22 protein-coding genes and 1 tRNA gene are annotated in these 25,741 nt (G+C 34.0%); 14 read left to right on the forward strand and 9 right to left on the reverse strand.

Going from position 1 to position 25,741, the window contains the following annotated elements; all coding sequences use genetic code 11:
• Window positions 1-103: 103 nt before the first annotated feature.
• The 5 genes from AB3211_RS01850 to rplU form a co-directional block, all read right to left on the reverse strand.
• Window positions 104-180: transfer RNA gene (locus AB3211_RS01850), tRNA-Arg, on the reverse strand.
• Between the two features lie 245 nt (window positions 181-425).
• Entirely contained in the window at window positions 426-1,010 is a 585-nt protein-coding gene (locus tag AB3211_RS01855; RefSeq protein ID WP_367364484.1) for a phosphatidylglycerophosphatase A, read from the reverse strand.
• An 8-nt stretch (window positions 1,011-1,018) separates the two neighbouring features.
• Entirely contained in the window at window positions 1,019-2,239 is a 1,221-nt protein-coding gene (locus AB3211_RS01860; RefSeq protein WP_367364485.1) for an aspartate kinase, read from the reverse strand.
• Window positions 2,240-2,710: 471 nt separating this feature from the next.
• Complete coding sequence (rpmA, locus tag AB3211_RS01865) at window positions 2,711-2,956, reverse strand: 50S ribosomal protein L27 (protein ID WP_341753930.1); 246 nt, start codon at window positions 2,954-2,956, stop codon at window positions 2,711-2,713.
• Window positions 2,957-2,980: 24 nt separating this feature from the next.
• Window positions 2,981-3,298 carry a 50S ribosomal protein L21 gene (gene rplU, locus AB3211_RS01870; RefSeq protein WP_367364486.1) on the reverse strand — a complete coding sequence of 106 codons (318 nt, stop codon included), beginning with the start codon at window positions 3,296-3,298 and terminating at the stop codon, window positions 2,981-2,983.
• 826 nt (window positions 3,299-4,124) lie between these two features.
• On the opposite strand from rplU, the gene AB3211_RS01875 reads away from it, so the two are divergent.
• Window positions 4,125-10,397, forward strand: coding sequence for an autotransporter domain-containing protein (locus AB3211_RS01875; protein WP_367364487.1), 6,273 nt, complete (start codon window positions 4,125-4,127; stop codon window positions 10,395-10,397).
• A gap of 57 nt (window positions 10,398-10,454) precedes the next feature.
• Here the strand turns inward: AB3211_RS01875 and AB3211_RS01880 are convergent, their stop codons facing one another.
• Together AB3211_RS01880 and AB3211_RS01885 are read right to left on the reverse strand one after the other, a co-directional pair.
• Complete coding sequence (locus tag AB3211_RS01880; RefSeq protein WP_367364488.1) at window positions 10,455-11,171, reverse strand: ComF family protein; 717 nt, start codon at window positions 11,169-11,171, stop codon at window positions 10,455-10,457.
• 70 nt (window positions 11,172-11,241) lie between these two features.
• Window positions 11,242-11,421: a DUF2706 domain-containing protein gene (locus AB3211_RS01885; RefSeq protein WP_341753754.1), complete on the reverse strand. Its 180-nt coding sequence runs from the start codon at window positions 11,419-11,421 to the stop codon at window positions 11,242-11,244.
• A 187-nt stretch (window positions 11,422-11,608) separates the two neighbouring features.
• Here AB3211_RS01885 and AB3211_RS01890 point away from each other — a divergent pair, with 187 nt between their 5' ends.
• From AB3211_RS01890 to cyaY, 13 genes are all read left to right on the forward strand, one after another.
• Window positions 11,609-12,895 carry an MFS transporter gene (locus AB3211_RS01890; RefSeq protein ID WP_367364489.1) on the forward strand — a complete coding sequence of 429 codons (1,287 nt, stop codon included), beginning with the start codon at window positions 11,609-11,611 and terminating at the stop codon, window positions 12,893-12,895.
• Between the two features lie 86 nt (window positions 12,896-12,981).
• Window positions 12,982-13,404 (forward strand): nucleoside-diphosphate kinase, encoded by a 423-nt coding sequence (ndk, locus tag AB3211_RS01895; RefSeq protein WP_367364490.1) that lies wholly within the window; start codon window positions 12,982-12,984, stop codon window positions 13,402-13,404.
• A 10-nt stretch (window positions 13,405-13,414) separates the two neighbouring features.
• Entirely contained in the window at window positions 13,415-15,262 is a 1,848-nt protein-coding gene (gene mnmG, locus AB3211_RS01900) for a tRNA uridine-5-carboxymethylaminomethyl(34) synthesis enzyme MnmG (protein WP_341757535.1), read from the forward strand.
• Window positions 15,262-15,861, forward strand: a complete 600-nt coding sequence (rsmG, locus tag AB3211_RS01905; protein ID WP_367364491.1) for a 16S rRNA (guanine(527)-N(7))-methyltransferase RsmG — start codon at window positions 15,262-15,264, stop codon at window positions 15,859-15,861. The genes mnmG and rsmG overlap by 1 nt, the downstream gene beginning before the upstream one ends.
• Entirely contained in the window at window positions 15,836-16,600 is a 765-nt protein-coding gene (locus AB3211_RS01910) for a ParA family protein (RefSeq protein WP_367364492.1), read from the forward strand. Before rsmG ends, AB3211_RS01910 begins: the two co-directional genes overlap by 26 nt.
• Window positions 16,597-17,469, forward strand: coding sequence for a ParB/RepB/Spo0J family partition protein (locus AB3211_RS01915; protein WP_367364493.1), 873 nt, complete (start codon window positions 16,597-16,599; stop codon window positions 17,467-17,469). Before AB3211_RS01910 ends, AB3211_RS01915 begins: the two co-directional genes overlap by 4 nt.
• Window positions 17,470-18,120, forward strand: a complete 651-nt coding sequence (fsa, locus tag AB3211_RS01920; protein WP_367364494.1) for a fructose-6-phosphate aldolase — start codon at window positions 17,470-17,472, stop codon at window positions 18,118-18,120.
• 19 nt (window positions 18,121-18,139) lie between these two features.
• A complete protein-coding gene (locus tag AB3211_RS01925; RefSeq protein ID WP_367364495.1) occupies window positions 18,140-18,631 on the forward strand; it encodes a GyrI-like domain-containing protein in 492 nt (163 codons plus the stop codon).
• Between the two features lie 147 nt (window positions 18,632-18,778).
• Complete coding sequence (ettA, locus tag AB3211_RS01930) at window positions 18,779-20,446, forward strand: energy-dependent translational throttle protein EttA (RefSeq protein WP_367364496.1); 1,668 nt, start codon at window positions 18,779-18,781, stop codon at window positions 20,444-20,446.
• A gap of 3 nt (window positions 20,447-20,449) precedes the next feature.
• Window positions 20,450-20,779: a DUF2672 domain-containing protein gene (locus AB3211_RS01935; protein ID WP_367364497.1), complete on the forward strand. Its 330-nt coding sequence runs from the start codon at window positions 20,450-20,452 to the stop codon at window positions 20,777-20,779.
• On the forward strand, window positions 20,757-21,143 hold the full coding sequence (locus tag AB3211_RS01940; protein ID WP_367364498.1) for a TfoX/Sxy family protein: 387 nt from the start codon (window positions 20,757-20,759) through the stop codon (window positions 21,141-21,143). Before AB3211_RS01935 ends, AB3211_RS01940 begins: the two co-directional genes overlap by 23 nt.
• A gap of 449 nt (window positions 21,144-21,592) precedes the next feature.
• Window positions 21,593-22,561, forward strand: a complete 969-nt coding sequence (gene mltG, locus AB3211_RS01945) for an endolytic transglycosylase MltG (protein ID WP_410521613.1) — start codon at window positions 21,593-21,595, stop codon at window positions 22,559-22,561.
• Between the two features lie 2 nt (window positions 22,562-22,563).
• Window positions 22,564-22,875: an iron donor protein CyaY gene (gene cyaY, locus AB3211_RS01950; protein ID WP_341751403.1), complete on the forward strand. Its 312-nt coding sequence runs from the start codon at window positions 22,564-22,566 to the stop codon at window positions 22,873-22,875.
• 340 nt (window positions 22,876-23,215) lie between these two features.
• On the opposite strand, the gene AB3211_RS01955 is transcribed toward cyaY, so the two are convergent.
• Complete coding sequence (locus AB3211_RS01955) at window positions 23,216-24,721, reverse strand: Npt1/Npt2 family nucleotide transporter (protein WP_367364789.1); 1,506 nt, start codon at window positions 24,719-24,721, stop codon at window positions 23,216-23,218.
• Between the two features lie 284 nt (window positions 24,722-25,005).
• Window positions 25,006-25,530 (reverse strand): hypothetical protein, encoded by a 525-nt coding sequence (locus AB3211_RS01960; protein WP_367364500.1) that lies wholly within the window; start codon window positions 25,528-25,530, stop codon window positions 25,006-25,008.
• Window positions 25,531-25,741 lie beyond the last annotated feature (211 nt).

Raw genomic sequence — 25,741 nt, forward strand, 5'->3', positions numbered from 1 at the left:
GTCTAATATTTTTGCGACTATAAATTGGTTGCAAAGTTGCATAAAAGTTGCATAAAAATTTCTGACTATAATTAGGAATTCCCCTGAAGCCCTGATAGGGAAGTGGCGCACCCGAGAGGAGTCGAACCCCTAACCCTATGATCCGTAGTCATATACTCTATCCAATTGAGCTACGGGTGCCTTATATACTCTTCTGCTTAAAGAATTGCTTTTTGAGATATTATTGGATTCACGTACCAAAGTACGCTGCGTGCGTCCCTAATTCATTTTCAATTCGTAGGATCATTCGAGTATACTTGAATCCTAGATAGCATTTTAAAGTTGAAAATGGTGAAATTTTTAGAAAGAGTATAATATATCCCTAAACTCCTATTATGTCAAGATCATAAGTTTCCAAACCTAGAACAGCCTAATTAAAATATTATTTAGCCAAACCAATTTATTAAAGTAAAAGTGATAGCATAATGCATGACTGAAGCAAAGATTGCTGCTGCAATGTCATCTACCATAATACCAATACCCCCTTTGATATTAGAATCGAGCCAATTTATTGGCCATGGTTTTATTATATCAAAAAATCTAAACAACACTAAGGGCAAAGCAAATAAAAAGATAAAATTTATTATTTGTGAACTTAAATATTTTGTAAGTCCTGAGTAGTTTACGAAAACCACAGAAAAACAACTTAGTATTATTGTTAGCATTTGACCAACTACCTCATCAATCACCACTTCTTTTGGATCGTCCTGTGTACCATATTGTATGTATATTGAAGAGAAGTATGTGCCTAATATAAATAACAATAGGCAAATCAAAAGAGTAATAAATTGTGCTTGTAAAGTTGTGAAATTAGTAAATGAAAAAATTAGTTGATTAGTTATAGAAAGATATACGATCAAGTAACACAAAGGGAAAGCAGCTAAAGACCCAAATGTACCAGGACAGTATTTTATTCTACCTATATAGAAAAAAGTTACAAAAAGTTCTACAAATTTTTTTCTTTTAGACATAATTCTGCTTAATTTTCTGATAATGCAAATAATTGATGCAAGCAACGTATTGTTTTTTCGGTATCTAGGTCTTTTATTAGGATAGAAATTTTAATTTCTGAGATTTGTATCTTTTTCACTGATATATTTTCTTTTTCTAGTTCATTTAATACCATACCAAGTAGGGTTTGATCATTTTTAATACCATAACCAATAATTGATACTATAGAAATTTGACTGTCAATGATAAAATTATTTATTTGATTAGTATTTTTTAGATCATCTAGTAAATGTTGTAATTTATTTTTATCAGATAGTTGGATAATGAAACTATATTGTATATTTTCCTCAATATTTTCCATTAATTCTAGGTGAATATTATGGTCAGCGATGAGGTTGCATATCTTAGAAAAACTCAATTGGGAGGATACCACTAGTTGTAATAAATTTTTGTTGGAAGTAATACCAGTAATTTTCCTATTTTCCATAATTTTATCTCTAGATGTTATTAGTGTACCGTTTTTTTCGTGGTATAATGGGAGTAAAAACGATGATAAAACGCGTATGGGTACATTATATCTAATAGCAACCTCTAAGGAACGTGGATGCAGCACTTTAGCCCCACAAGATGTAAATTCCAGCATTTCTTCGAAACTAATCTGTGATAATTTTGTTGCTCCCGGGACAATTCGAGGATCGGCAGTAAACACTCCTTCCACATCAGTGTATATATCACATCTATCAGCTTTCATAGCAGCTGCAATTAAAGAGGCGGTAGTATCTGACCCTCCTCGACCAAGCGTTGTCAACCTATTATGATTAGTGACACCTTGGAATCCAGCAACTATTGGGATGATGTTTTGCTTAATACATTCTATTAATAAACTAGTAGAGAGTTGTTCAACCAAAGCTTTGCTATAATTATCATTGGTTAAGATCGGTAATTGCCATGCCAGCACAGATCTTGCATTCATGCCTTGTTCTTGTAGTTTAAGGGCTAGTAAGGATGCTGTTACCATCTCCCCGCTACAAAGAGCGGCATCATATTCTGCTAGTTCTGAATTAGTCTTAAGACTAGAAACTTCATTACATAGAGTAACTAGCTGGTTGGTAACCCCGGCCATAGCTGAAACGACAATTATTACTTGATTGCCATGCTGCTTTTCAAGCTTAATAATTGGAATAATTTCTTTTATTCTTGCAATGTTAGCAACGGAAGTTCCACCAAATTTTTGAACTATTATTGACATAAATCTGAAAGCGTAATTTTCGATGTCATTCCTGTGGCTTCAATGTCATCTCTGTGTAGATTACTAGTATGTCATTGCCGGCGTAGGCGGGAATCCAAATACGATCTTACAACCCCTGCTTCTCTTACGATGTCACCCCACAACTGTTGAAAGTTTACAAACACCTATACCACAGTGTCATTGCGAGCGTAAGCGAAGCAATCTAGGAAACAATCTATAGATAAATGATGTTACTGGATTGCTTCGTCGACCTTACAGCCTCCTCGCAATGACGTATAGGGAAGGTGTACTTACTAACTTTCGACAGTTATGGATGTCACCCCTGCGTAGGCAGGGGTCTAAAAAAGTTTAACAAACCCTCTTGGTTTATTTTTCTATATCCCGCACCGAAGCAGGGATGACATAAACCTCTCGCAGGGATGACATACACCCTCGTGGGAATGATATCCGCAGGCAAAAATAACATCATAACTACACAATATTGACTATTTTATGGTTTTTCTTACTAGAAAATTCTACTTTGCCTGCAATCAAGGCAAATAACGTATGATCTCTACCAAGTCCAACATTTTTACCTGGGTAAAATTTAGTGCCACGTTGTCTAACAATAATGTTACCTGGTATCACATATTGTCCATCATATTTTTTGAGACCCAACCTACGACCGGCTGAATCTCTGCCGTTTCTAGAACTACCACCAGCTTTTTTAGTTGCCATCTATATATCCTTAAATAAATCCTATTATAGTTTAGTAATGTCTAATATTTTCAGTTCGGTCAATTCTTGTCTATGACCAGTCTTGCGACGATAATTCTGACGACGTTTTTTCTTAAAGACAATAACCTTATTATCTTTAAACTGGTTAGTAATTTCAGCAGTAACAAGAGCTCCTTTAACCATTGGCGTACCTATAAAAGATGGCTTTGAATCTTCACCAATCATCAATATTTGGTCAAATTGGATTTTTGAACCTCTTTCACCGTCAATTTTTTCTACTTTGATGACACTGTTTCTGCCGACTTTATACTGTTTCCCGCCTGATTTGACGATTGCGAACATGAAAAATATCCTAACTAAAATTTAAACAAATTAAGTCGGCATTATATTACCAGCAACTATTTTAGTCAATAGCAATTCGTAATTAAATCGATAATGCTATAAATAAAAGATAGTTCATATTATTGGTAATAATACAGTTTCTGATCGTTATTATTGACCTTGTACTGTTGACATGATGAGTAACTATGTGATATAAACTATATGATATAAACTATTATGTTAAAAAGTTAATGATTTGTAATAGTTTTATTTGTTATCCCTGCGAGGTTTTATGTCCACAACTGTCGAAAATTTACAAATACCTATACCACAGCGTCATTGCGAGCGTAAGCGAGGCAATCTAGGAAACAATCTATAGATAAATGATGTTACTGGATTGCTTCGTCGACCTTACGACCTTCTCGCAATGACATATAAAGAAGCTGTATTTACTAACTTTCAACAGTTATGGATCTATGTCCTTCCTGAGAAGGGTTTATGTCATTCCTGCTTCGGTGCGGAATCTAAAAAATGATCAAGATGGGTTGTGTTAAGTTATTTTAGACCCCTGCCTACGCAGGGGTGACATTGTAGGTAGGGGTGACATTGTAAGAGAGGCAGGAGTAACATTGTAGGGTTTTATGTCATTCCTGCGTAGGCAGGAATCTAAGAAAATAGACCGAGAGGGTTTGTGAGACTTTTTTAGACCCCTGCCTTCGCAGGGGTGACATTGTAGGTAGGGGTGACATCATGGTGTTTATGTCCTTCCTGAGAAGGGTCGATGTCATTCCTGCTTCGGTGCGGAATCTAGAAATGAATTATTTTTTTTAATTAAAATGGTAAAATGATGGTGAAAAAACAAAAATTCTTTAAAAATTTACTGGCTAGTAGTGCAATTGCCTCGGTTGTAGCTAGCCTAGGCAGTAGTAATGTGGCATTTGGTGTGGCTGTTGAGCATGGTGTTTTGATGATAGACAATGCGACGTTGAAGGATACTGTAGATGGAGGTCAAAATCATTGGAATGACATTGATCAGAATGGTGAGGTTGTCGATCCAGCTAATTTTGTTGATGCACTTTGGGATCACGATGCACTTACCTATGGTGGTGGTTTTGAACTTACTGCTAACAGAGAAAATGCCATTATTACCGCTATCAACCTAGCTGGTCACAACGGTAGGCTTATGGTTAATGAAAATCTGTCAATCGGTTCTATAGTGCCTGATGCTCATAATGCTGGTGCTGGTGTTGGTAATGATGCTAGGTTAGCTCCAACTATAGCAGCTGGTCACACCTTAACTTTAACTGGTACTCTGGCTGCTGCTGACCAACATGGTTTTGCTGCTCTAGCAAACACCTACACTGGTTTGGGTAATGTAACGCTTGGTGGTAATGCTTCAACCCTTGTAGTTGGCGATGGGATAAGTATTGGTGCTGTCACTACGAATGCTGATGATCAGGGAATATTAACCTTCCTAGGAAATGCTGAAGTAACTGGGGAGATCGGTATTGAAGAACACGATTTAGGTCAGATAAATCTTGGTGATGGAACAGTTATTTTACACCAATCAGTTCATGCTAAAGCTATTAATTTTAATCATAACAATTCTATACTTCAAGTTAATAAAGATGCGGACATTGACGCTCATATAGAGATTCCTGATATTCTTGGTGCAAATAGATCTCGTGGCACGCTAATCTTCGAAGGAGGAGCAGGAGGACACTCTGAAGTAATAGGGCGTATCGGTGCTGAACATCATGCTTTAGCATTCATAAAGATAAAGGAAGGGCAAGTTACTTTTTATAACAATGTTTATGCTAATAACACTGAGCTTACCCATGAACATTCTGTACTTAACGTGAGAGGAAAGGGTGTAACAATAATCACTGGTAGTGTAGATAACACCACTGGTGCAGATAATAAGGGTATATTACACTTCGTAAAAGCTGGTGAAGTAACTGGCACTATTGGTGGTGTTGGTAAGGCTTTAGCAGCGGTTAATTTTGGAGTTGCTGCTGGGCTTGATGCGGGGGGAGGTGTTGTAAAATTAGGGGATGCAGCCACTGCCGCAGATTTTAATATAAACCATAACAATGTTATAGTTATTGCTAGAGGTTTGATGACTGGTACTGTGAATTTTAATGCGGCTGGTAGGTTAACTGCTCATTTTGGGATTACGGGTAATGTGGATTTCCGCGGTAATAACGGTACAATTACTTTAGGAAGTGGTAAGACAATCACTGGTGCTGTGGATAACACTGGTGGTGGTGCTGCTGGTGTATTAAACTTCGCAGGAGCTGGTACGGTAACTAGGGCTATTGGTGCTACTAATGCTTTAACAGTGGTCAATTTCGGGGGAACTGAAACAGGTGTTGTAGAGTTACAGGGTGCAGCCACTGCCACAAAATTTAGTATAAATAATGATAAGATTACTGTCAATGCTGCAGGTTTGATGAAGGGTGTTGTGAATTTTAATGGGACTGGTAGGTTAAATGCTAATGCTGGGATTGAGGGTAATGTGGACTTCAAAGGTAATGATGGTATAATTACTCTAGGAGCTGGTCGGAAAATCGAAGGTAATGTGGATAATAATAGTGCTATTAAGGCTGGCATATTAAACTTCGCAGGAGTTGGTGAAGTAACCGGGGATATTGGTGCTACTCGTGCTTTAGCAGAGGTTAATTTTGGAATTGCTGGAATAGGAGGAGGTGCTGTACAGTTAGGGGGTGCATCCAAGGCTAGAAATTTTAATATTAACCATGCTGCTGCTGATGTTACCGCTGCAGGTTTGATGAGGGGTAATGTGAATTTTAATGCGGCTGGTAGGTTAACTGCTCATTTTGGGATTACGGGTAATGTGAACTTCAAAGGTAATGCAGGTACAATTACTCTAGGAGATGCTCAGACAATCACTGGTGCTGTTACTGCGGGTGGAGTTGGTACAGGAACATTAACCTTTGCAGGAATTGGTACGGTAATTGGGGATATTGGTACTAAAGATGCAAGACTTGCTCGAATTAATACCGGTGGTGCTACTACATTAGGAGGAAGTGTCTATACTAATGATCTTCACTTTGGTAATGCTGTTGGTCATGCTGTAACAATTGGTGGTCATTTTGGAGGGAAAGTTACTTTTGATAATGCTGAGTATGGAATACTGACATTTAACGGTGCTGGTGGATCATTTATTTTCAACTCAGCAATAGCAAATGGTGTTAAAGGTACTTTAAATGTTAATGCTAACCTTGTAGCTACAAATGCACAGATTGGAAATATTAAAACCATAAATATAGGTGATGCTGATGCTAAGACTCTAGCAATAAATACCTCAGATGCTAATGTTACTCTCCTTGGTAATGGTGGTGGTGCTAATCAAGTTATTAATTTTATGCATGCAAATTCGACGTTGAGTTTATTTACAAGGGGACGTGATAGTACTGTAACCTTTAATGGTGACTTACTAGGTGGTCCTGCTGGTCATGGAGGAATCGTGTGGCTAGATGGTGATGATATAGCTCCAGGTTACACTTTAACTGTGCAATCTGCAACCGGTGCAGAAACCCTTGGTACTAATGCTAATAAGCTAGGTGAATTACGTATTTCTCGTCAAGTTACCATCGCAGGGGGTGCTAAGATACTTGATGTCCAAAATGCAAATAAGTTGACTATTACTAATGGGGCAACATTTACCGATGAGAGCACTAGCTCTGCACAGATTGCAAATATTCATATTGGGGCAGCGTGTGCTGATATGCCTACACCTGCAGGCAAAGCAACTTATATACTTGATGCAGTACACGGTGGTTTTAATTTAAATGCTGCTGCGATTACTTTTGACCATGCAGATGCTCAGTTAACCTTACGGAATAGTGCTGCTGACAATAAAACAATAACTTTGGTAAATAATTTAAATCCAGGTGCTAATGGTAAGGGTATAGTTGAGCTTGATTCTGTTGTGGATGGAAAAACATTGACGATTGCTGGAGTAGGCTTATCTTTAGGTACTGGTGGTAATAACCTAAAAAAGGTAATTTTTTCTGGTGCTGGTAAATTTAACACTCAGCAGATTACCATTCATAGCAAAAATATAGAATTAAAGGTAAATGAACTAACATTGGGTGCGGTTAATAGTAATATTTTATTTGCTAATAATACTGTACTTACCGCTAATGGTGATATTACAGGTGATGTAGATTTCCAAGATAAGGATGGTACAGTTAAGTTGGAAGCTGGTAAGAGAATCAATGGTAGTGTAACTAGTACTGGTGCTGTTAATGGAAAATTAGAATTCCTAGGAATTGGTGAAGTAACAGGCTCGATTACTAACTTAAAGATGTTAAAAGCTGGGGCAGGTGATGTACAATTAGCAGGTGTCAATCATACTATTACTGAAATTCAAGGTAATGGTAATAATGATTTAATTTTTGCTACGAACTGTAATTTAACAGGTTCTATTAACTCAACAGGAGGAACTGCAGTTGGTTTAATATTCAAAGGCAACAATGGCGTTACTGGTGTAGTTGGAACGGACAAAAATCCTGTTGGTACTATAGAAGTCCAAGTTGGTACTAACATCTTTAGAGACAAAGTTCGAACTGCTAATGATCAGGACATCATAATATCTGCTGAAGCAACTGCTGAGTTTGCTAGCACTGTGACGACCCGTGATATTAAGGGAGCAGCTGACGGTCAAGGTACGGTAAAATTTAGTAATGCTAAAGAAGCTATAACCGTTAGTAGTACAATAGGTGCTGGAAATTCAGTATATACTCTAGAAATAGCGGGAGCAGATGTAGCGATTACCCAAGCAGTTTCGGCGAAGAATATTAGCTTCTCTAATGCTAAAGAGGCAACTTTAACTTTAAATGGAACAAGTACTGTAGATGGCATTAGTACTGTTGGTAATAATGTTCATACTCTTGCATTAGCTGCAGATTTTACCACTGGAATACAAGATATTGGGTCAGAGAATAACAGATTAAAATCTATTAAATTACTGGGTGATCATACAATTACTATTAATAGTGCTGTCTATTCCGATATATCAACTAAAGATAATAATACTGGTAAAGTAGTTTTCAACTCGGATAGAAGCTTTGCTTATAACCTTGGAACAGAAAAATTAAGATTGTCTGATGTAACTTTTGATAATAATGCTACGGTAAAAGGTGATGTTTATTCTAAGCAAATAACAATTGCTAATGATAAGACTGCAACTTTTGCTGGTACTAAAAACAGAACTATATCTGTGCCAAACCTCACTGTAGATGGGTCTAGCCTATCAAGATTATTGAAAAGTTTTGCTTATAGTACACAAATTGTTTCGGATGAAATAAAAAATGCAGGTATTGCAAAATTTGATAATGCAGTACTGGTTGATGCCAAAATTAATGGTGGTAAGGTAACGTTTGACGATAATGTTTGGTTTAAACAAACTGCTGATGGAACAGAAGTAAGTTTTGCTGCAAATAAGTTTGTAATATTAGAACAAAATATTAGGTTTGCTAATATTAAGGCAGATAAAGCTAAGATAATTATATTACCTAAAACAGCCTCTATAACTGGTAATTTAGCAGCTAAAGATTTCACCGTAGATCTTGCAGCTAATAAATTACAATATACTGGTAAAGCACAGCTGACAGGAAAGATAGAACTAGTTACTGCCTACGATACATCAAGTGGAGCAGGTGGTAATATAGAGGTTCAGAAAGATAGTGAATTGGATTTATCGAAAGCAGACCAGCTGATTATAAAAGTGAACGCTCAGACTGATGTTAACAAAATTCCTAAAGGGGGTGCTCAGTATTTTGTGATTTCTTCAGTTGATGGTAAAGGTCTTGTTGCAATTGATAATAGTAAAGTTAGTCTTGACTCAACTGGTGAACAAAACCGTTTTGTACAGTGGTCCATGGATTCTAGTGATCTAAAACTGTATATAACTGACATTTCTAATAAAGTTTTAGTTAAAGACTCTGCTAAATATGCACCACATGAACAAGAGTTTGTTAATAAACAATTGCTGAATGCAACAGGTGATGCTGCTAAATTCAGAGACCAACTTGGTAAAATGGATCAAAAGAATGCCCATTTAGCGATTGAGAAACTATTGCCTGGTAATGAACATTCAATAGGAGAGAGTCTTGCAAAAACATCTGCAATAATGGGAACGTTGATATCTCAAACTGCTATCCAAATTGCTTCAAGACAGTATATGAGAATGCATAATCCTGCATCAGCTATAGGGTCTGGTGATGATGATCAGGTAATGTATGGAGTATGGGGTAGTCCATTCTATGGTACTGCTTGCCAAGAAATGTATGAAGGAGTTAGTGGTTATAAATCGAAATCAGCTGGTGGAATAGTTGGATTTGATGGTTTAGTAAATGATAATCTGCTACTTGGTGCAGCTTATAGCCGAATTAACACACAAATGTCTCATCAAAATCAGAAGGTTGGTGATAAAACTAACGGCAAGACTAATATCTTCTCTTTATATAGTTTATATAATTTTCCAAATAATTGGTTTACTGAAGCTATAGCATCATATGGCATAACTAGGGTTAAGAACTCAGAAGGACGCCTGATCGCAACGAAGGTGAGAACTGTTACTGCTCTAGAGACTGCTGCTGCTAAGTATAAATCTATTTCTTATAGTGGTCAATTACTTGCAGGGTATAATTATCAAGCTTCTGAAAAGTTAATGATTACCCCAACAATTGGACTCAGATATTTGCAATTTAAGGATGCTGGCTATACGGAAACTGGTACAAAATTCCAAAACCTAGCTGTTAAGAAAAGGTCGTACAATAAACTTGAAGGTATTTTGGGGTTAAGAACTGCGATAACCCTGAAGGTTAACGAAGTACTGTTAACACCAGAATTGCATGGTTACGTTAATCATGACTTCAAAGGAAAAGCACCAATTATTGATGCAAGGTTAGATGGGATAAATGAACCATTACCGACTAGATTAGTTAAACCTGCTAAGACCTCCTTCACTGTTGGTACTGGCTTAACTGCGAAATATAATATGATGGAATGTGGCGTTACCTATAATGCTAACATTGCCAGCAAATATATTGGTCACCAAGGTAGTTTGAAGGTTAAAGTGAATTTTTAAGTAGAACGAAAAAGATGTCATTCCCGCCTACACTCCGGAATGACATCTTCCTGCCATTTATGTCATGGCAATTGTCATAACGTAAACACTCTTAGCCCCGGAATCCTTTAAGATTTTAGCACATTTGTTAATGGTAGTGCCAGTGGTCAATACATCATCTACTAATAATATTTTTTGGTCTATAATTTGATATTTTTTATTGAATATAAGGCTATTTGATAAGTTTTTTTCTCGTTCTTTTTTAGATAAAAAAGTTTGGGATTTGGTCCATCTTGACTTAATTAATACGTCAGGACTTACCGGTTTTTTTAGTAGTTTGCTGATTTCTTGAGCCATAATCAAAGCAGGATTATACATTCTAAACAATCTTTTGAACCTATTCATTGGAACTGGAATAATCAGGTCAATATCTTGAAATTCGCTGTGGTATTGTCTATAAAGTAATTTGCTGAAAGTTTTGGAGAAAATAGTTTTATCTTGATATTTAAAGGCATGAATTATTTCTTTGCTATGCTCATTAAATTTAATTAAGCTACGAGACATGTCATAGCAAGGTTTATGTTGAAAGCATTTTGCACAACACATATTATCTAAAATTGATATATCTAATCTACAACCACAAATATTGCAGTAAGGTTTTGTAATAAAATCAAGTTTCTTCCAACAATTTAGACAAAAATCCTCTTTAGTGGCAGTCATTTCAGCACAAGACAAACATCTTGCTGGCAAGATATAATCTATTAGGTAATTATAAAATCTACTGATTTTGTACATTATTATAAAAGCAAACCTTTAGACGCGAATTCGGGATAAGAATTTGTCAATTCTTATCCCGAATGGGGGTTTAGGCAATATCTCTAGTTAAATTTACCGGTCTACGAACACATGGGTTGCCAGTACTAGAAGAATCTGTTGATTCAATAGACACACAAGGGCTTTTAATCTCGTAAGGAGGACCAGGAGTGCATGATAATAACTGCAAGAGTATAACAAAAAACATAGAAAATCTTAATAATTTTGTCATAATTGTCATTTAGAATTAATTTTATTATCTTAGATTCTATAGGAGGTTAACCTAGTTTGCAATAAATCTCAAGTACATTTGATAAAAAATAAGCTTTAGATACAAAATACATAATAGCTTGTGGTATTTTCCCTGACAAGCATATATACTCTCTTCAAATATTTGCAAGTAATAACCTGAGGAAACGATGGTAAGTACCACATTCAAAGAAAGACCTCCTTATGCTAGAAAGTATAATAGCTGGCGTATTAGAATTTTATATTCAATAATTATTGGTTATTCAACATTCATATTTTGTCGTCAGAATTTTAATATTGCAATGCCTGCTTTAATGGATCATTTTGAGGTAACAAAAACTCAACTTGGCTGGATTTTAACAGCCTCTTCTATAGTTTATGGTGTAGGAAAGTTGTGTCATGGATTCTTTAGCGATAGATCAAATGCTCGTATATTTATGGTGGTTGGTCTTGCCCTTGTAGGCATCATAACATTGTTATCGGGTTTTGCTTCTAGTATAACCTCACTGGGTCTTTTATGGATTCTGAATAATTGGTTTCAATCCATGGGCTGGCCGCCTGCAACACGTATGTTGACTTATTGGTACGCTTCTAAGGAATTAGGAATGAAATGGTCTTTGGGGGCTACTTCTAATCAAATTGGTGGAGCAACTACTATGATAGTGTGTGGCTATTTAATAGACGTTTATGGTTGGGAAGCAGCATTTATAATTCCTGGAATAATGGCATTATTAATATCGTTATTTTTATTTAATAGATTACGTAATTCTCCCAATGAGGTTAATTTACCCATAGTGGAAGAGTATAAAGAATGTGATATATCTCTTGGAAGCAATGGTGATAATTTATTAACGAGGCAACTAATAAAAATTGTATTTTGTAATAGGCTAGTGTGGTATGTGTGTTTTGCTAATATGTTTGTTTATATTGTACGGTCAGGCGTAATTTTTTGGGCACCCGTATTTTTACGTGAACTAAAAAACGTTACTATTGCTCAAGCTGGCCTACAAGTTGCTTCTTATGACATCTTAGGTTTAATTGGTGGTGTTGTTGCTGGATGGATGTCAGACAAGCTATTTCAAGGACGACGTGGACCAGTTGGTTCAGTATTTATGTTTGTTTTGGCTTTTACTCTTATTTTATTTTGGCAAATACCAAACGAGTATGAAATATTTAGCATGATTATTCTTGCTTTGGCTGGTTTCTTTGTATCTGGGCCGCAAGTCTTAATAGGTGTTGCTACAGCAGATTTTACTAATAAACAAGCAGTTGGTACGGCTAACGGTCTTTCAGGTCTATTTGGTTATCTTGGTGCTGCATTGGCTGGGGTATGTGTTGGTTGGATTTCTGATAATTTAGGTTGGAATGGTGTTTTTTTATTTTTTATCTTTTCTGCTTTCTTGGGGGCAATACTTTTTTCCTTAACTTGGAATTATAGTTCTAGAAAAATTGCATAAAGTACCACAACCGTGCTATCAGAATTTGCTTGCCAAAAATATATAAATTTATATAAATATTAACAATAAATTAATAAAGGTTTACTGTGACTCAAGAATATACATTTTCAATGATTAAGCCAGATGCTACGAAAAGAAACCTAATTGGTAAAATTATTTCTTACTTAGAAAATACTGGACTAAAAATAGTAGCTCAAAGAATGACTATTTTAACTAGAGATCAAGCAGAAAATTTCTATGCAGAACATAGGTCAAAGGCATTTTTTAATAGTTTAGTGGAATATATCATTTCTGGTCCAGTCGTCTTACAGGTGCTTAAAGGGGAAAATGCTGTTTTAAAAAATCGTAGAATAATGGGGGCTACTAATCCAAATGATGCTGAACTAGGCACAATTCGAAAAGATTTTGCAGAGAATATTGAGGCTAATAGTATCCATGGTTCTGATAGTTTAGAAAGTGCAGAAAGAGAAGTGAAATTATTCTTTACTAAAAAAGAAATTGTAGAATAACTTAAGTCTTATGAAATATAGCGTTGTAGTTATTGGTGGTGGTCATGCTGGTTGTGAGGCAGCTTCCGCTTCTGCACGTCGTGGTGTAGATACTCTTTTAATCACTCTAAAGCTAGATAATCTTGGTGAAATGTCTTGTAATCCTGCAATAGGTGGAGTGGCAAAAGGTACTCTAGTGAAAGAGGTAGATGCACTTGATGGGCTTATGGGTAAAATTATAGATCAAGCTGGTATACATTATAAGATGCTTAATGAAAGTAAAGGGCCAGCAGTTTGGGGACCAAGAGCTCAAGCTGATAGAAAACTTTATAAAAAAGCTATGTATAATGCTTTGATAAATCACCCAAATTTGACAATTTTATATGCATCTGTAGAAAATATTGAAATCCAAGACTCTAAAGTAAAAGCATTGATTTTAGACGATGGTACGAGAATTGAATGTCAAAAAACTGTGTTGACTACAGGTACGTTTTTATCTGGACTCATTCATATAGGGCCTAAAAAAATCCCATCTGGTAGAGTGGGTGAAAGGCCATCATACGGCTTATCTAACACATTAAAAGATCTAGGTTTTTCTCTTGGTAGGTTAAAAACTGGTACACCTCCAAGAATAGATGGGAGAACAATTGATTATAACGAAGTAGAAGTGCAGGCTGGAGATGCCGTACCACGCCCTTTCTCTGAACTTACAGATTCTATTAAGGTAAAGCAAATAAATTGTTTCGTTACTAGAACAACTGAACAAACTCATGAAATTATTAGAAATAATTTAGATAAATCAGCTATGTATTCTGGACAAATCGAGGGCATAGGGCCAAGATATTGCCCATCTATTGAGGACAAGGTTACTAGGTTTTCTAAAGCAAGTCATCAAATATTTTTAGAACCTGAAGGTTTGGATGACCATACTATATACCCAAATGGTATATCTACATCATTACCTGAAGATATACAACTAGCATTACTAAAGACAATTCCTGGTCTTAAGAAGGCTACAATGTTAAGACCAGCCTATGCAATAGAATATGATTATGTTGATCCTAGAGAATTAAAAGCAACGTTAGAAACAAAAAAAGTTGAGGGGTTATACTTTGCTGGTCAAATTAATGGCACTACTGGTTATGAAGAAGCGGCGGGGCAAGGAATCATAGCAGGTATTAATGCAGCTTTATCACTAAAAAGTCAATCAAATTTTATTTTGACTAGAGCAGATGCCTATATTGGTGTTATGATTGATGACTTAATTACTCTTGGTACAGCAGAGCCTTATAGAATGTTTACTTCTAGATCTGAATATAGGCTTTCAGTTAGGGCAGATAATGCAGATTTAAGACTAACTCAAATGGCTATAGATTTTGGTATTGTATCTGATTTACGCAAAGAGATTTTTAACAAAAAATGTGAAGATATTCATAAGGCAGAAAATATTGTAAAAACTATTTCTTTAACAACCACTAAGTTAGCTAATCTAGGTGTGTCTATCTCACAGGATGGTTCGCATAAAACAGCCTTTGATTTGCTAGGATTACCAAATTTTGGTGTCGATAAAACAATAGAAATCTTTCCAGAGCTTGTTTCATTAAATAGAAAACTTCTTCATTATCTTTATATCGAATCAAGGTATTCCTCTTATTTGATTAGACAGAATGCAGATATTCAATTATTTAAAGAAGAAGAGTTGGAATTGTTAGATGATGATATTGATTATTTTAAAATACCAAGTTTGTCTACAGAGGTACGAGAAAAACTACATCATCATAAACCAGATACTATTGGTGCGGCTAGAAGAATATCCGGTATTACTCCAGCTGCTTTAATAGCAATTATAATTTATATGAAAACAAGACATAGAAATTAATGCTTAACTATGATAACATTTCACGTGAAACAATAAATGCTCTTGAAAAATATCAATCGTTAACATTGAAATGGAATAAAACTATTAATCTCGTTTCTTGTAATACTGAACATGAGTTTTGGATAAGACATATTTTAGATTCTTTGCAATTAATGAAATACATAAATGAGCAAAATATCCATTTAGTAGATGTTGGTTCGGGTGGTGGATTTCCAGGGATAGTATTGTCTATTGCAGGGATACAGAATGTTACTTTAGTGGAATCTGATATAAGAAAGTCTATTTTTTTATTGCAAGCTTCTAAAATTTCTAGTAACAAAGTAAAGGTGGTTAATCAACGAATAGAAGATATTAAATTAGATTGTGATATATTAACTTCTAGGGCATTTGCTCAGTTAGAGAAAATATTTGTTTATACCAAACATATTAATGTAAAAAATAAGTATTTGTTATTTAAAGGTGAGCAGTATCAAAAAGAAATTGAGATTGCCAAAAAGAGGTGGTCTTTTTGTCATTCGGTATATGATAGTGAGACTTCTAATAATAGTAAAATTCTAGAAATTAGTAATATACATGACAAAAATAGTTGCGATAGTTAATCAAAAAGGTGGAGTTGCTAAAACTACGACTACTGTAAATTTATCGACAGCTTTATCTGTAATGGATAAAAAAATTTTAGTAATAGATTTAGATCCTCAAGGAAATAGTAGCACTGGCTTTGGTATAAATCAACAAGATAGAAAGGTTACTATTTATCAGGTATTAACAGGTTCAAAGCCTATTGAAGAAGCTATAATACAAACAAATATTCCAAATTTACAATTAATTACAGCTAATACTAATTTGTCTGGTGCTGAGTCGGATTTATTAAGTATAAAAAAGCGAGAATATTTATTATCAGATTTATTAAATAACTTAGTCGATGACTATGATTATGTTATGATAGATTGCCCTCCATCTCTTAATCTGCTGACAGTCAATGCATTAGTTGCTTGTGATAATGTGTTAATTCCTATGCAGTGCGATTTTTATTCATTAGAAGGGTTAAGTCATTTACTAAAAACAATTGAAATTATAGAGAAGAGTCTAAACCCAAGAATAAAAATTGCTGGTATTTTATTTACTATGTATGATAAACGCAATCTATTAACTGAGCAAGTGGAAGAGGACGTTAGAAAATGCTTAGGAAGATTGGTATTTAAGACAGTTATTCCAAGGAATATAAAACTATCTGAGGCACCATCTTACGGTCAGCCAGCAATTATTTACGATCATAAATGTGCTGGCTCTATTGCTTATATGGAACTTACTAAAGAGATTTTAGGTAGAAATATATGAAAAACAAAGGTTTAGGTAAAGGGTTGTCAGCTTTGCTTGGAGAAGAGGTTTTTACTATAGAGAAAGATGAATTAGTAAAAATTATAGATATCGACAAAATTGAAGCTAGGAATAATCAACCAAGGAAAAAATTTGAGTATGATAAAATAAAAGAATTAGCAGATTCCATAAGTAATAATGGTTTGTTACAACCAATTATTGTTAGTTCAATTAGCGATGGGAAATATAAAATTATAGCTGGTGAGAGACGTTGGCGTGCTTGTAAGATAGCTAAGGTTACTGATATTCCTGCGATTATAAAAGATTTAAATGATAAAGAGATTATAGAAATAGCTCTAATTGAAAATATTCAAAGAGAGGAATTATCGGTTATAGAAGAATCAGAAGGATTTGAGCGGTTAATAAAAGAGTTTGGTTATACACAAGAGCAGCTAGCAGAAAAACTTAGCAAAAGTCGTAGTCATGTAGCAAATTTATTAAGGCTAAATCACTTGCCACAATCTATCAAAGATAAAATAAATGATGGGTTTTTAACTATGGGACATGCAAGATGTTTAATTAATCATGAGCAGGCTGAGATAATAGCTAATCATATTATTGAGAATGATTTAAACGTTCGTCAAACTGAAGATATGGTAAGACACTGGTCCAAAAATGAATATACAAAAGCCCCAGAACATGAGAAACGCGTAGGAAAGAAATTCCTAAAAGAAGGTAGTAAAGATAATGATTTACAGTTATTAGCTAAATCATTGTCAGAAAGATTTAATATAAAAGTAACTATTGAAGACTATCCAATTGGTGGAAAATTAATATTTCACTATAATAGTTTAGAGGAACTTGATTCAATTTTGTCGAGGTTAAATTAAATGCAAATTTTTTTAGATAGTGCTGATATTAAAGAAATTGATGAGATTAACCAATTGGGTATCATTGATGGTATAACTACTAATCCTTCTTTGATGTCTAAGACAAAAGATGATTTTGGATCAACCATTGTTAAGATATGTAAGATAGTACGCTCTGATGTTAGTGTGGAAGTAGCTGCCAATGATGTTGACACTATGATTAGCCAAGGTAATAAAATTTTAGGAATATCAAATAATATTGTTATTAAATTACCTATGACATGGAATGGTATTAAAGTGTGCCAGTATTTTGCAGATAAAGGAAAGAAAGTGAATATGACACTATGCTTTTCGGTTAATCAAGCTCTTATCGCTGCAAAAGCTGGAGCATATTATGTATCACCTTTTATAGGCAGACTTGATGATATAGGTCAAAATGGTATGAGTTTAATAAGCGATATAAGACAGATGTATGATAATTATCAATATCAGACAAAAATCCTAGCGGCATCTATAAGAAACCCTAACCATGTTTATCAATCTGCTATGTATGGAGCTGATGTTGCTACAATGTCTAGTAAAATTATCAAACAATTATTAGATCATCCACTAACAGATTCAGGTTTAGAGGTTTTTAATAGAGATTGGGCTAAATCTAGATTAAAGTTTTAATAATTAAAAAGGTGAATATATGAAAAAAACTCAATTACAATTAAAGACTATAAAGCTTGTAGGTATTAATAAGGTGCGTACTTCCAACATAGCTGAGCTTAACCCTGAAACAGCCCAAATTACTTCTTGCTTTCAAAAGTTTCTTCAGCAGGATTTTGCTAGTAGAATCCCTAATAGGGTAAATCCTAATGTTATTTTTTCTGTATATACTGAGTATGAAAGCGATCATACAGGAGAATATAGTTATTTTCTTGGAGAAGAGAGTAGTGACATTGCAGTTATTCCAAAAGGTCTAGATAGTTTAATTATTCCTGAACAAAAATATATAAAGTTTACCACTGAAGCTGGTCCAATGCCTGATATTGTAATAAATAGTTGGCAAAAAATTTGGCAAATGTCATCAGAATCTTTGGGGGGTACTAGAAGTTATCGTGCAGATTTTGAAATTTATGATGAACGTAGTATAGATTACAAAAACGCAATAGTAGATATCTATATAGGTATTAATTAAACTACAAAAAGTAATTTATACTCTATGTTACAAAAACTATAGAATTAATTCATATATATTAAGGTTAATCTTTCCACCAACTATTTATAAAGTTAAAAGCTACAAGTAAATTATAAAAAATAATCGACAATAAAGGAATTAAGAGTTATGTCATATCAATATGTTTATGTTATGAATGGTCTAAGTAAGACTATCAATGGTAAACAAATCTTAAAAGAAACGTATTTATCCTTCTTACCAGGGGCAAAAATTGGTATTATTGGTCCAAATGGTGCAGGTAAATCTACTCTTCTAAAAATTATGGCAGGTATTGACAAAGAATATGACGGTGAGGCTTTTGTAGCTAGTGGGATTAGAGTTGGCTATTTAGCTCAGGAGCCGCATCTTGATCCTACTAGAAATGTTTTTGATAATATTATGGAAAGTTTAAGTGAGAAGAAAGCTTTAATCGATGAATTTAATGAAATAAGCTATAAATTTGCTGAGGAAATGTCAGATGATGCAATGAACGAACTTCTAGCAAAACAGGCTGATCTACAGGAGAAAATAGATAGTTGTGATGCTTGGAGTTTAGAGAGGGAAATAGAGATTGCTATGTTTGCATTAAGGTGTCCAGATAAAGATGCCGATGTTACAAAAATCTCAGGTGGGGAAAAAAGACGAGTTGGGTTATGCAAACTTTTACTAGAAAAGCCTGATATGTTATTACTTGATGAACCGACAAACCATTTAGATGCTGAATCGGTATCTTGGCTAGAAAATTATTTAAAAAATTATAAAGGTACTGTAATAGTTATTACCCATGATCGATATTTTCTTGATAATGTAACGGATTGGATATTAGAGGTGGATCGTGGTAGATGTGTTCCATGGCATTCTAATTACACTGCTTGGCTCGAGCAAAAGCAAGCAAAATTAGAGCTTGAAGATAAAGAAGAAGATGATAGGAGTAAACAATTAAAAAGAGAACTTGAATGGATACGTCAATCACCAAAAGCTAGGCAATCAAAAAGTAAGGCTAGAATTACCGCCTATCAGGATTTGTTGACCAAACAAAAAGAACAAAGATCCGGCACTGCACAAATTATTATACCTAATGGTCCACGCTTAGGCGATTTAGTTATAGAGGCAGAGCATATAGCAAAGAGATACGGTGATAAGGTGTTGTTATCAGATTTTAGCTTTAAGGTTGTTCCAGGAGCTATTATTGGTATTATAGGTCCAAATGGAGCAGGTAAATCTACTTTATTTAACATTATCACTGGCAAAACTGATCCAAATCACGGCTCTATTAAATTAGGACAAACTGTTAAACTTGGTTACGTTGATCAATCAAGAGATGATTTAGACGATAACAAGACTGTGTGGGATGAGATTTCCTCAGGTCTTGAAGAGTTACAACTTGGTTCTAGATCAATGAAAAGTCGAGCTTATTGTGCAGCCTTTAATTTTAGGGGTGGAGACCAACAGAAGAAAGTAGGGCAACTTTCTGGTGGTGAACGTAATAGAGTGCATATAGCCAAATTACTAAAAGAGGGAGCTAACGTTATATTACTTGATGAACCATCGAATGATCTTGATGTTGATACGTTACGAGCCTTGGAAGATGCGATTTTGGATTTTGCTGGATGTGTATTAGTAATAAGCCATGATCGTTGGTTTTTAGATAGAATAGCAACACATATTATTGCTTTTGATAAAGATGGAAATGCTACATGGTTTGAAGGAAATTACCAAGATTACCATGATTATATGATTAATTTAACAGGGGAAAATATTATTAATCCTAAATATCGTCATAAAAAGTTAGTATAAAATATGTCTCTAGGAGAAATATTAGTGGTTATGTTAGTAGCACTGATAGTAATGAAGCCAGAAGATATTCCAAGCATTATAAAAAAAATTCAAGAATTTAAATTATACTGCTCAGCTATCAAAAATCAAGCATTGGTCTATATTACGAAAGACTTAAAAATTGATAACGATATTCTAAAGAATAATGCTGAGCAGTTGAATTTTTATTTAGAAAGAATCATTAATATCCAAGGCTATTATGATGGTAATTATTCTCTAGATGAGCTTAAAGCAAAGTATGATGAGCTTATAAAAATAAAAAGTACAAAGTATGTACAAGATTGTAAGAAATAATGAATTTATTGAATATATAAAAGATATATTAGCACCTTTCGGTCAAATAACTACTCGTGCGATGTTCGGTAGTTATGGTATATATAAAGATAGAGTGATAATAGGGATTATTGCAGAAAGTGAGCTATATTTTAAAGCAGATAGCTTCGCCGCTAAATATTTTAAATCTTTTGGCTCACAGCCATTTACCTATAATAGCAAAAATAAGCTGGTAACTATATCATATTGGAAAGTATTACCTGAAATTTTAGATCAAGAGGAAGAACTTGGAAAATGGGTCTCTATGGCGTTTAATGTATCTATTAATTCCAAGAAAATACCTCATGCTTTAAATCATTTGAGTATATACCCCAATTCGAGATAAGAATTAGTTAATTCTTATCCCGAATTCGCGTTATATGAGATCATATGGAAAAATTTGCTAATTACTTAAGAACAATTACAAAGTGAAGAAGAAGTTGAGGCGTATGTCAATGCTCATAGGACTCTACTTTTTTTATATAACCACTATTAAAATTGCTGATGATTGTCTATTAGCGAGGAGTCGCTGAAAGCGGCGACGCGGCAATCTAGGATACGCGAAGCGTACTAGAAAAAACAGCTTCGCTGTTTACCTGGATCGCCACGGCATCTAAAGATGCCTCGCGATGACGATTATAGAAAAATGTAGGGTACTATGGTCAATGCTGCTCCTGAAGACGACAACGCAATTCTTAATTTTTTATTCTAGAGTATACTATTAGTGCTAGTTTATTTTATGTTATAATCTTCTGAAATCATCTAATTCTAATTAGGTATAGCTTGTTTAAGAAAATACTAAAAATAAAATTTGTTTTTGTAACTATTACATTGATTTTGCTGATCAGCGGAATCAATTTTTGTATATTTTACTTATTTGTACCTAGTTTACTTGCAGAAAGTAAAACTCTAATAATCAAGCCTAAATTGTCGATTAATCAAATTACTACGATATTAAATGATAACAAAATCATTAAATATCCTTATTTATTTGCATTTCTTACAAAAATATATTCATTAAAACATCCTATAAAAAGTGGGGAATATATTTTTACTCAAAATATTTCTCCAATGCAAACTTTAAAAATATTGTCCAGTGGCAAATCGATTATTCATAAAATGATTATACCTGAGGGTATGCTGGTGCATGAAATAATACAAAAGATTAATAATGAAGAACGCTTAATTGGTGAGATTCTAGGAACAATTCCTGAAGGATTTTTAATGCCATCTACTTATTTTTTTTCATATGGTGATCAAAAAGAGCAGATCATTGATAAAATGCGAAAATTAATGTCCCTGCAGCTTGACAAAGTCATGGAGAAATTATCACCCAATTCCCCATTAAAAACCCGTCTTGACGTCTTAATTTTAGCATCCATTGTGGAGAAGGAAGCTAGCTTAGATGCAGAAAAACCTTTGATTGCTGCTGTATTTCTAAATCGTCTTACCAAACATATGAAATTGCAAGCAGATCCAACGACGATTTATGCTATAACACTTGGGAAAGATAAACTAGCAAGGCGATTAACTAAAAAAGACTTAGCTATCCAATCACCCTATAATACATATTATGTCTTTAATTTACCACCTGGAGCTATTTCTTGCCCTGGAGTAAAATCTTTAGAAGCTGTAGTAAATCCTGCTAAAATTGATTCATTATATTTTGTTGTTAATATTATGGGAGGGCATAATTTTTCCAATAACCTTAACGATCACAATAAGTACGTTGAGATTTATCGCAAAAGTTTGAAGGAGCATTAAGTATGGACAATACTGAATTTGCCAAATTGGCTGAAAAAACAATATCTTTAATTGCCGATACAATTGAGGCAGAAGATAAGAATTGTCTTATCGATATTGATTTTCAAGGTGATATTCTAACCCTAACTACTAACCAAGGAGTATTTGTTATTAACAAACACTCAGCTGCTAAAGAAATTTGGTTATCTTCACCGATTAGTGGTCCTTACCATTTTTATTATGTTGCTGGTAAATGGAAATCAAAATCCTCTGATGATCTAGTTGTTATTTTAGAGCAGGAGTTAAAAATTAATATGCTAAATTGTAGCTATTAGTACCCTACATTTTTTATATAACCACTATTAAAATGGCTGCTGATCGTCATTGCGAGGAGTCGCTGAAAACGACGACGCGGCAATCTAGGATACGCGAAGCGTACTAGAAAAAACAGCTTCGCTGTTTACCTAGATCGCCACGGCATCTAAAGATGCCTCGCGATGACGATTATAGAAAAATGTAGGGTACTATGATTGTAGCTATACTCTTCTGCTTTGAAGAATTGTTTTTTGAAAATATCATTGATTTGCATGTTCACCATTCATTTTCAAATCCAATGCTTCAAATCATTTGAGTATATTAGTTATTATCTTAAATTTAAGGAATAATATCTAAGATTCATGATGTTATATTATTGTACTCTTTACTTAATTCTCTAATCACCCAAATCCATATGGTACAAATTATGCCAAATACTATCATTAAATATATAGAAATAGATTGATAAGTCGCACAAGGCAAAATAATAAATATTAAAGACTGGAGAAGGGCACTTGCTGACTTTCCAAGTTTAGTACCAATTACGTCGGCAGCTGCTTTACCTTTTGTCTTAAGTTCGGTATCTAGAGGAACATATGACATTTCTTTTGTAGAATCAAATAAAGTATATTTACTTGATTTACTTAGAACGTTGTTTACTAGTCCCATTGTAATAGCAATCAAAGAAGGATCAGTTAGCATAAAGCTAACCACTATTATGGCAGCAAACCCATCAAAGTTAGATACTGAAAAAAATAGCATGCCAGTTATAAAGACCATTATTGGCGTTATACTTGCTGCTGTAAACCAGCCCAACCTTCTTACAATATTAGAGCCAAGAATAACAAATAAAATGGTAAATATACCAGTAATACTTAGGTAATTGCCAACAAAAGCAGCAAATTCCGTAGGTGTTTTATAAATCTTTGAAGCTGACGCTTTCCAAGGTCCTTCAACTAAATTTATAGCTATACCATAACAAACAAGTAATGTAGCAATTAATCTAATATATCTTGAAGCAATAATCATTTTAAAACTTTCTATAAGAGTTAACGATTGTCTCTTGACAGAAAATTGCAGTTTTTCTACCTGAACTTTATCTAATATTTTATGGTTCAGCATCCAAAAAGTTGCCAATGCTATTACGCCTAATACCAGTACACAACCTAATATAATTTGTACTGAAAGTTCAGTCTCTGTATGTTGTAGGTCAAACTTTTTAATTAGAAATTGATTTAAATAAGCTAAATTTTCTAGAAACTTACCTGATATGTAAAGTCCCGTTTGAGCAAAAAGTCCAAATAAAGGATAGAATCTTTTCGATTGTTCCACCGAGGTTATATTATTAACAAATTGCCAAAAAAGTAATGCAAATATTACGCTCGGCCACAATTCTGCTATAATATAAAACAGAGAAAAACTCCAATTAGATAAAAGTAATATAAACCATTTCAAGTTTGGATAAGACTTTATTAAAACGCCAGCATGTTCACTACTCAAATGTAATGCTAGATGATTAGGAAAAATATAAAAGGCAAATAAGGCAAAAAATAGTAGGAAAATTGACAATATAAGGTAGAATATATATTCTCCTTTCATGTTATTTACTAATTTCACATAGATTATCGACAGCAGAAATGCCGAAGGTAGAACCCCCCAAAATTTAAGGAATGATACAGTTTCGGTACCAATCATGGTATTAACCAAACTGTCTTTTAAGGCTCTGATAATATTTTGTATAAATAAAATACAAAACATCAACAATGTTACATATAGAAATTTAGATAATTCATGCCTTTCGATAGGAAAGACATATTCTGACAGTCTATTTGTTAATTTTGAGGTAGGTGATGTATTGTGAGTTATAGAGAGATACGAAAAAATTTTAGAAATAACTGCCATATAAGGCCTAACCTACTTATTTATTGGCTAGGGTTACATATTAAAGCTTATTGTCTTTAATGTCAAGAAGAATAAGCACGAATTTGAGCAGGGTAATTTAAAAATCGCAATCAGTGATTGATATAAACATAAGTTTAACCACTCTTGAGTTAGCTATATGTGACTACGATTCATCCATGCTGCTTTTAAAAAATAATTCTTGAAAGTAGCGAAGAGTTGATACTATATTATTTTTATTACTGTTCTACCTACGTTGCTGTATTACCTGCTAAAGATATATCTTGAGTCTCTTCTAGTACATATTGGGGTGTTGTTATGATATCTATTGGGTGATCAACGTTTTCGTTCTTACTGTCAGAACTTTTACATGCTATGTATATAGCGACAGAACCTATAATAACAGAACCAGCAGCTAAACTACCAGCTATGCCTAAAATTGCTCCTGTTAACATTGTACTACTAACATCCTGATCGTGAGAAATTGGTTTTTCAGTAGTATTGTTTTTAGGAGTAGTAATGCCATCAGAGGTAGTAGTGTCCTCTAATTTATAACCCTCACTTGTTGCACGTTTTACAATATAATGTGCTGGCAAACTATCTTTATTATCTATTGAGTTAGGGCGAATCATAGAAAGAGTTGTCAATAACAGCATATCTTTAGCTGTATACGACTTAAGAGGCTCTACTTTAGGAAGAGGTTTATCTTGTTTTAAAAAATTATGTTTCCGGTAATGATTAGCCCAGTCTCCCTGAGTAAGGTTGTTATGTCTCATATTTTTTCCTCCTTGTACATTAACAAATTTGTTGCATTCAACTACTTTAGATAAAGTATCAATTAATATCAAGTAAAATCATTATATTTAATGACTAATATTCTAAATATAATAGTGTATTAAAAAATTATGATATTATTTGGTGTTAAAAAGATTTTTCAGTATCTTTTGATTGACTAAAGAGGATTATTATAGTGTATATTAAATTTTG

Source organism: Candidatus Tisiphia endosymbiont of Nedyus quadrimaculatus, from assembly GCF_964059235.1.
Taxonomy (GTDB): domain Bacteria; phylum Pseudomonadota; class Alphaproteobacteria; order Rickettsiales; family Rickettsiaceae; genus Tisiphia.

Excerpts from the sequence above, each read along its gene's own strand:
- AB3211_RS01855 (WP_367364484.1), bottom strand. The coding sequence starts at position 1,010 with ATGTCTAAAAGAAAAAAATTTGTAGAACTTTTTGTAACTTTTTTCTAT.
- AB3211_RS01860 (WP_367364485.1), bottom strand. The coding sequence starts at position 2,239 with ATGTCAATAATAGTTCAAAAATTTGGTGGAACTTCCGTTGCTAACATT.
- rpmA (WP_341753930.1), bottom strand. The coding sequence starts at position 2,956 with ATGGCAACTAAAAAAGCTGGTGGTAGTTCTAGAAACGGCAGAGATTCA.
- rplU (WP_367364486.1), bottom strand. The coding sequence starts at position 3,298 with ATGTTCGCAATCGTCAAATCAGGCGGGAAACAGTATAAAGTCGGCAGA.
- AB3211_RS01875 (WP_367364487.1), top strand. The coding sequence starts at position 4,125 with ATGGTGAAAAAACAAAAATTCTTTAAAAATTTACTGGCTAGTAGTGCA.
- AB3211_RS01880 (WP_367364488.1), bottom strand. The coding sequence starts at position 11,171 with ATGTACAAAATCAGTAGATTTTATAATTACCTAATAGATTATATCTTG.
- AB3211_RS01885 (WP_341753754.1), bottom strand. The coding sequence starts at position 11,421 with ATGACAAAATTATTAAGATTTTCTATGTTTTTTGTTATACTCTTGCAG.
- AB3211_RS01890 (WP_367364489.1), top strand. The coding sequence starts at position 11,609 with ATGGTAAGTACCACATTCAAAGAAAGACCTCCTTATGCTAGAAAGTAT.
- mnmG (WP_341757535.1), top strand. The coding sequence starts at position 13,415 with ATGAAATATAGCGTTGTAGTTATTGGTGGTGGTCATGCTGGTTGTGAG.
- rsmG (WP_367364491.1), top strand. The coding sequence starts at position 15,262 with ATGCTTAACTATGATAACATTTCACGTGAAACAATAAATGCTCTTGAA.
- AB3211_RS01910 (WP_367364492.1), top strand. The coding sequence starts at position 15,836 with ATGACAAAAATAGTTGCGATAGTTAATCAAAAAGGTGGAGTTGCTAAA.
- AB3211_RS01915 (WP_367364493.1), top strand. The coding sequence starts at position 16,597 with ATGAAAAACAAAGGTTTAGGTAAAGGGTTGTCAGCTTTGCTTGGAGAA.
- fsa (WP_367364494.1), top strand. The coding sequence starts at position 17,470 with ATGCAAATTTTTTTAGATAGTGCTGATATTAAAGAAATTGATGAGATT.
- AB3211_RS01925 (WP_367364495.1), top strand. The coding sequence starts at position 18,140 with ATGAAAAAAACTCAATTACAATTAAAGACTATAAAGCTTGTAGGTATT.
- ettA (WP_367364496.1), top strand. The coding sequence starts at position 18,779 with ATGTCATATCAATATGTTTATGTTATGAATGGTCTAAGTAAGACTATC.
- AB3211_RS01935 (WP_367364497.1), top strand. The coding sequence starts at position 20,450 with ATGTCTCTAGGAGAAATATTAGTGGTTATGTTAGTAGCACTGATAGTA.
- AB3211_RS01940 (WP_367364498.1), top strand. The coding sequence starts at position 20,757 with ATGTACAAGATTGTAAGAAATAATGAATTTATTGAATATATAAAAGAT.
- cyaY (WP_341751403.1), top strand. The coding sequence starts at position 22,564 with ATGGACAATACTGAATTTGCCAAATTGGCTGAAAAAACAATATCTTTA.
- AB3211_RS01960 (WP_367364500.1), bottom strand. The coding sequence starts at position 25,530 with ATGAGACATAACAACCTTACTCAGGGAGACTGGGCTAATCATTACCGG.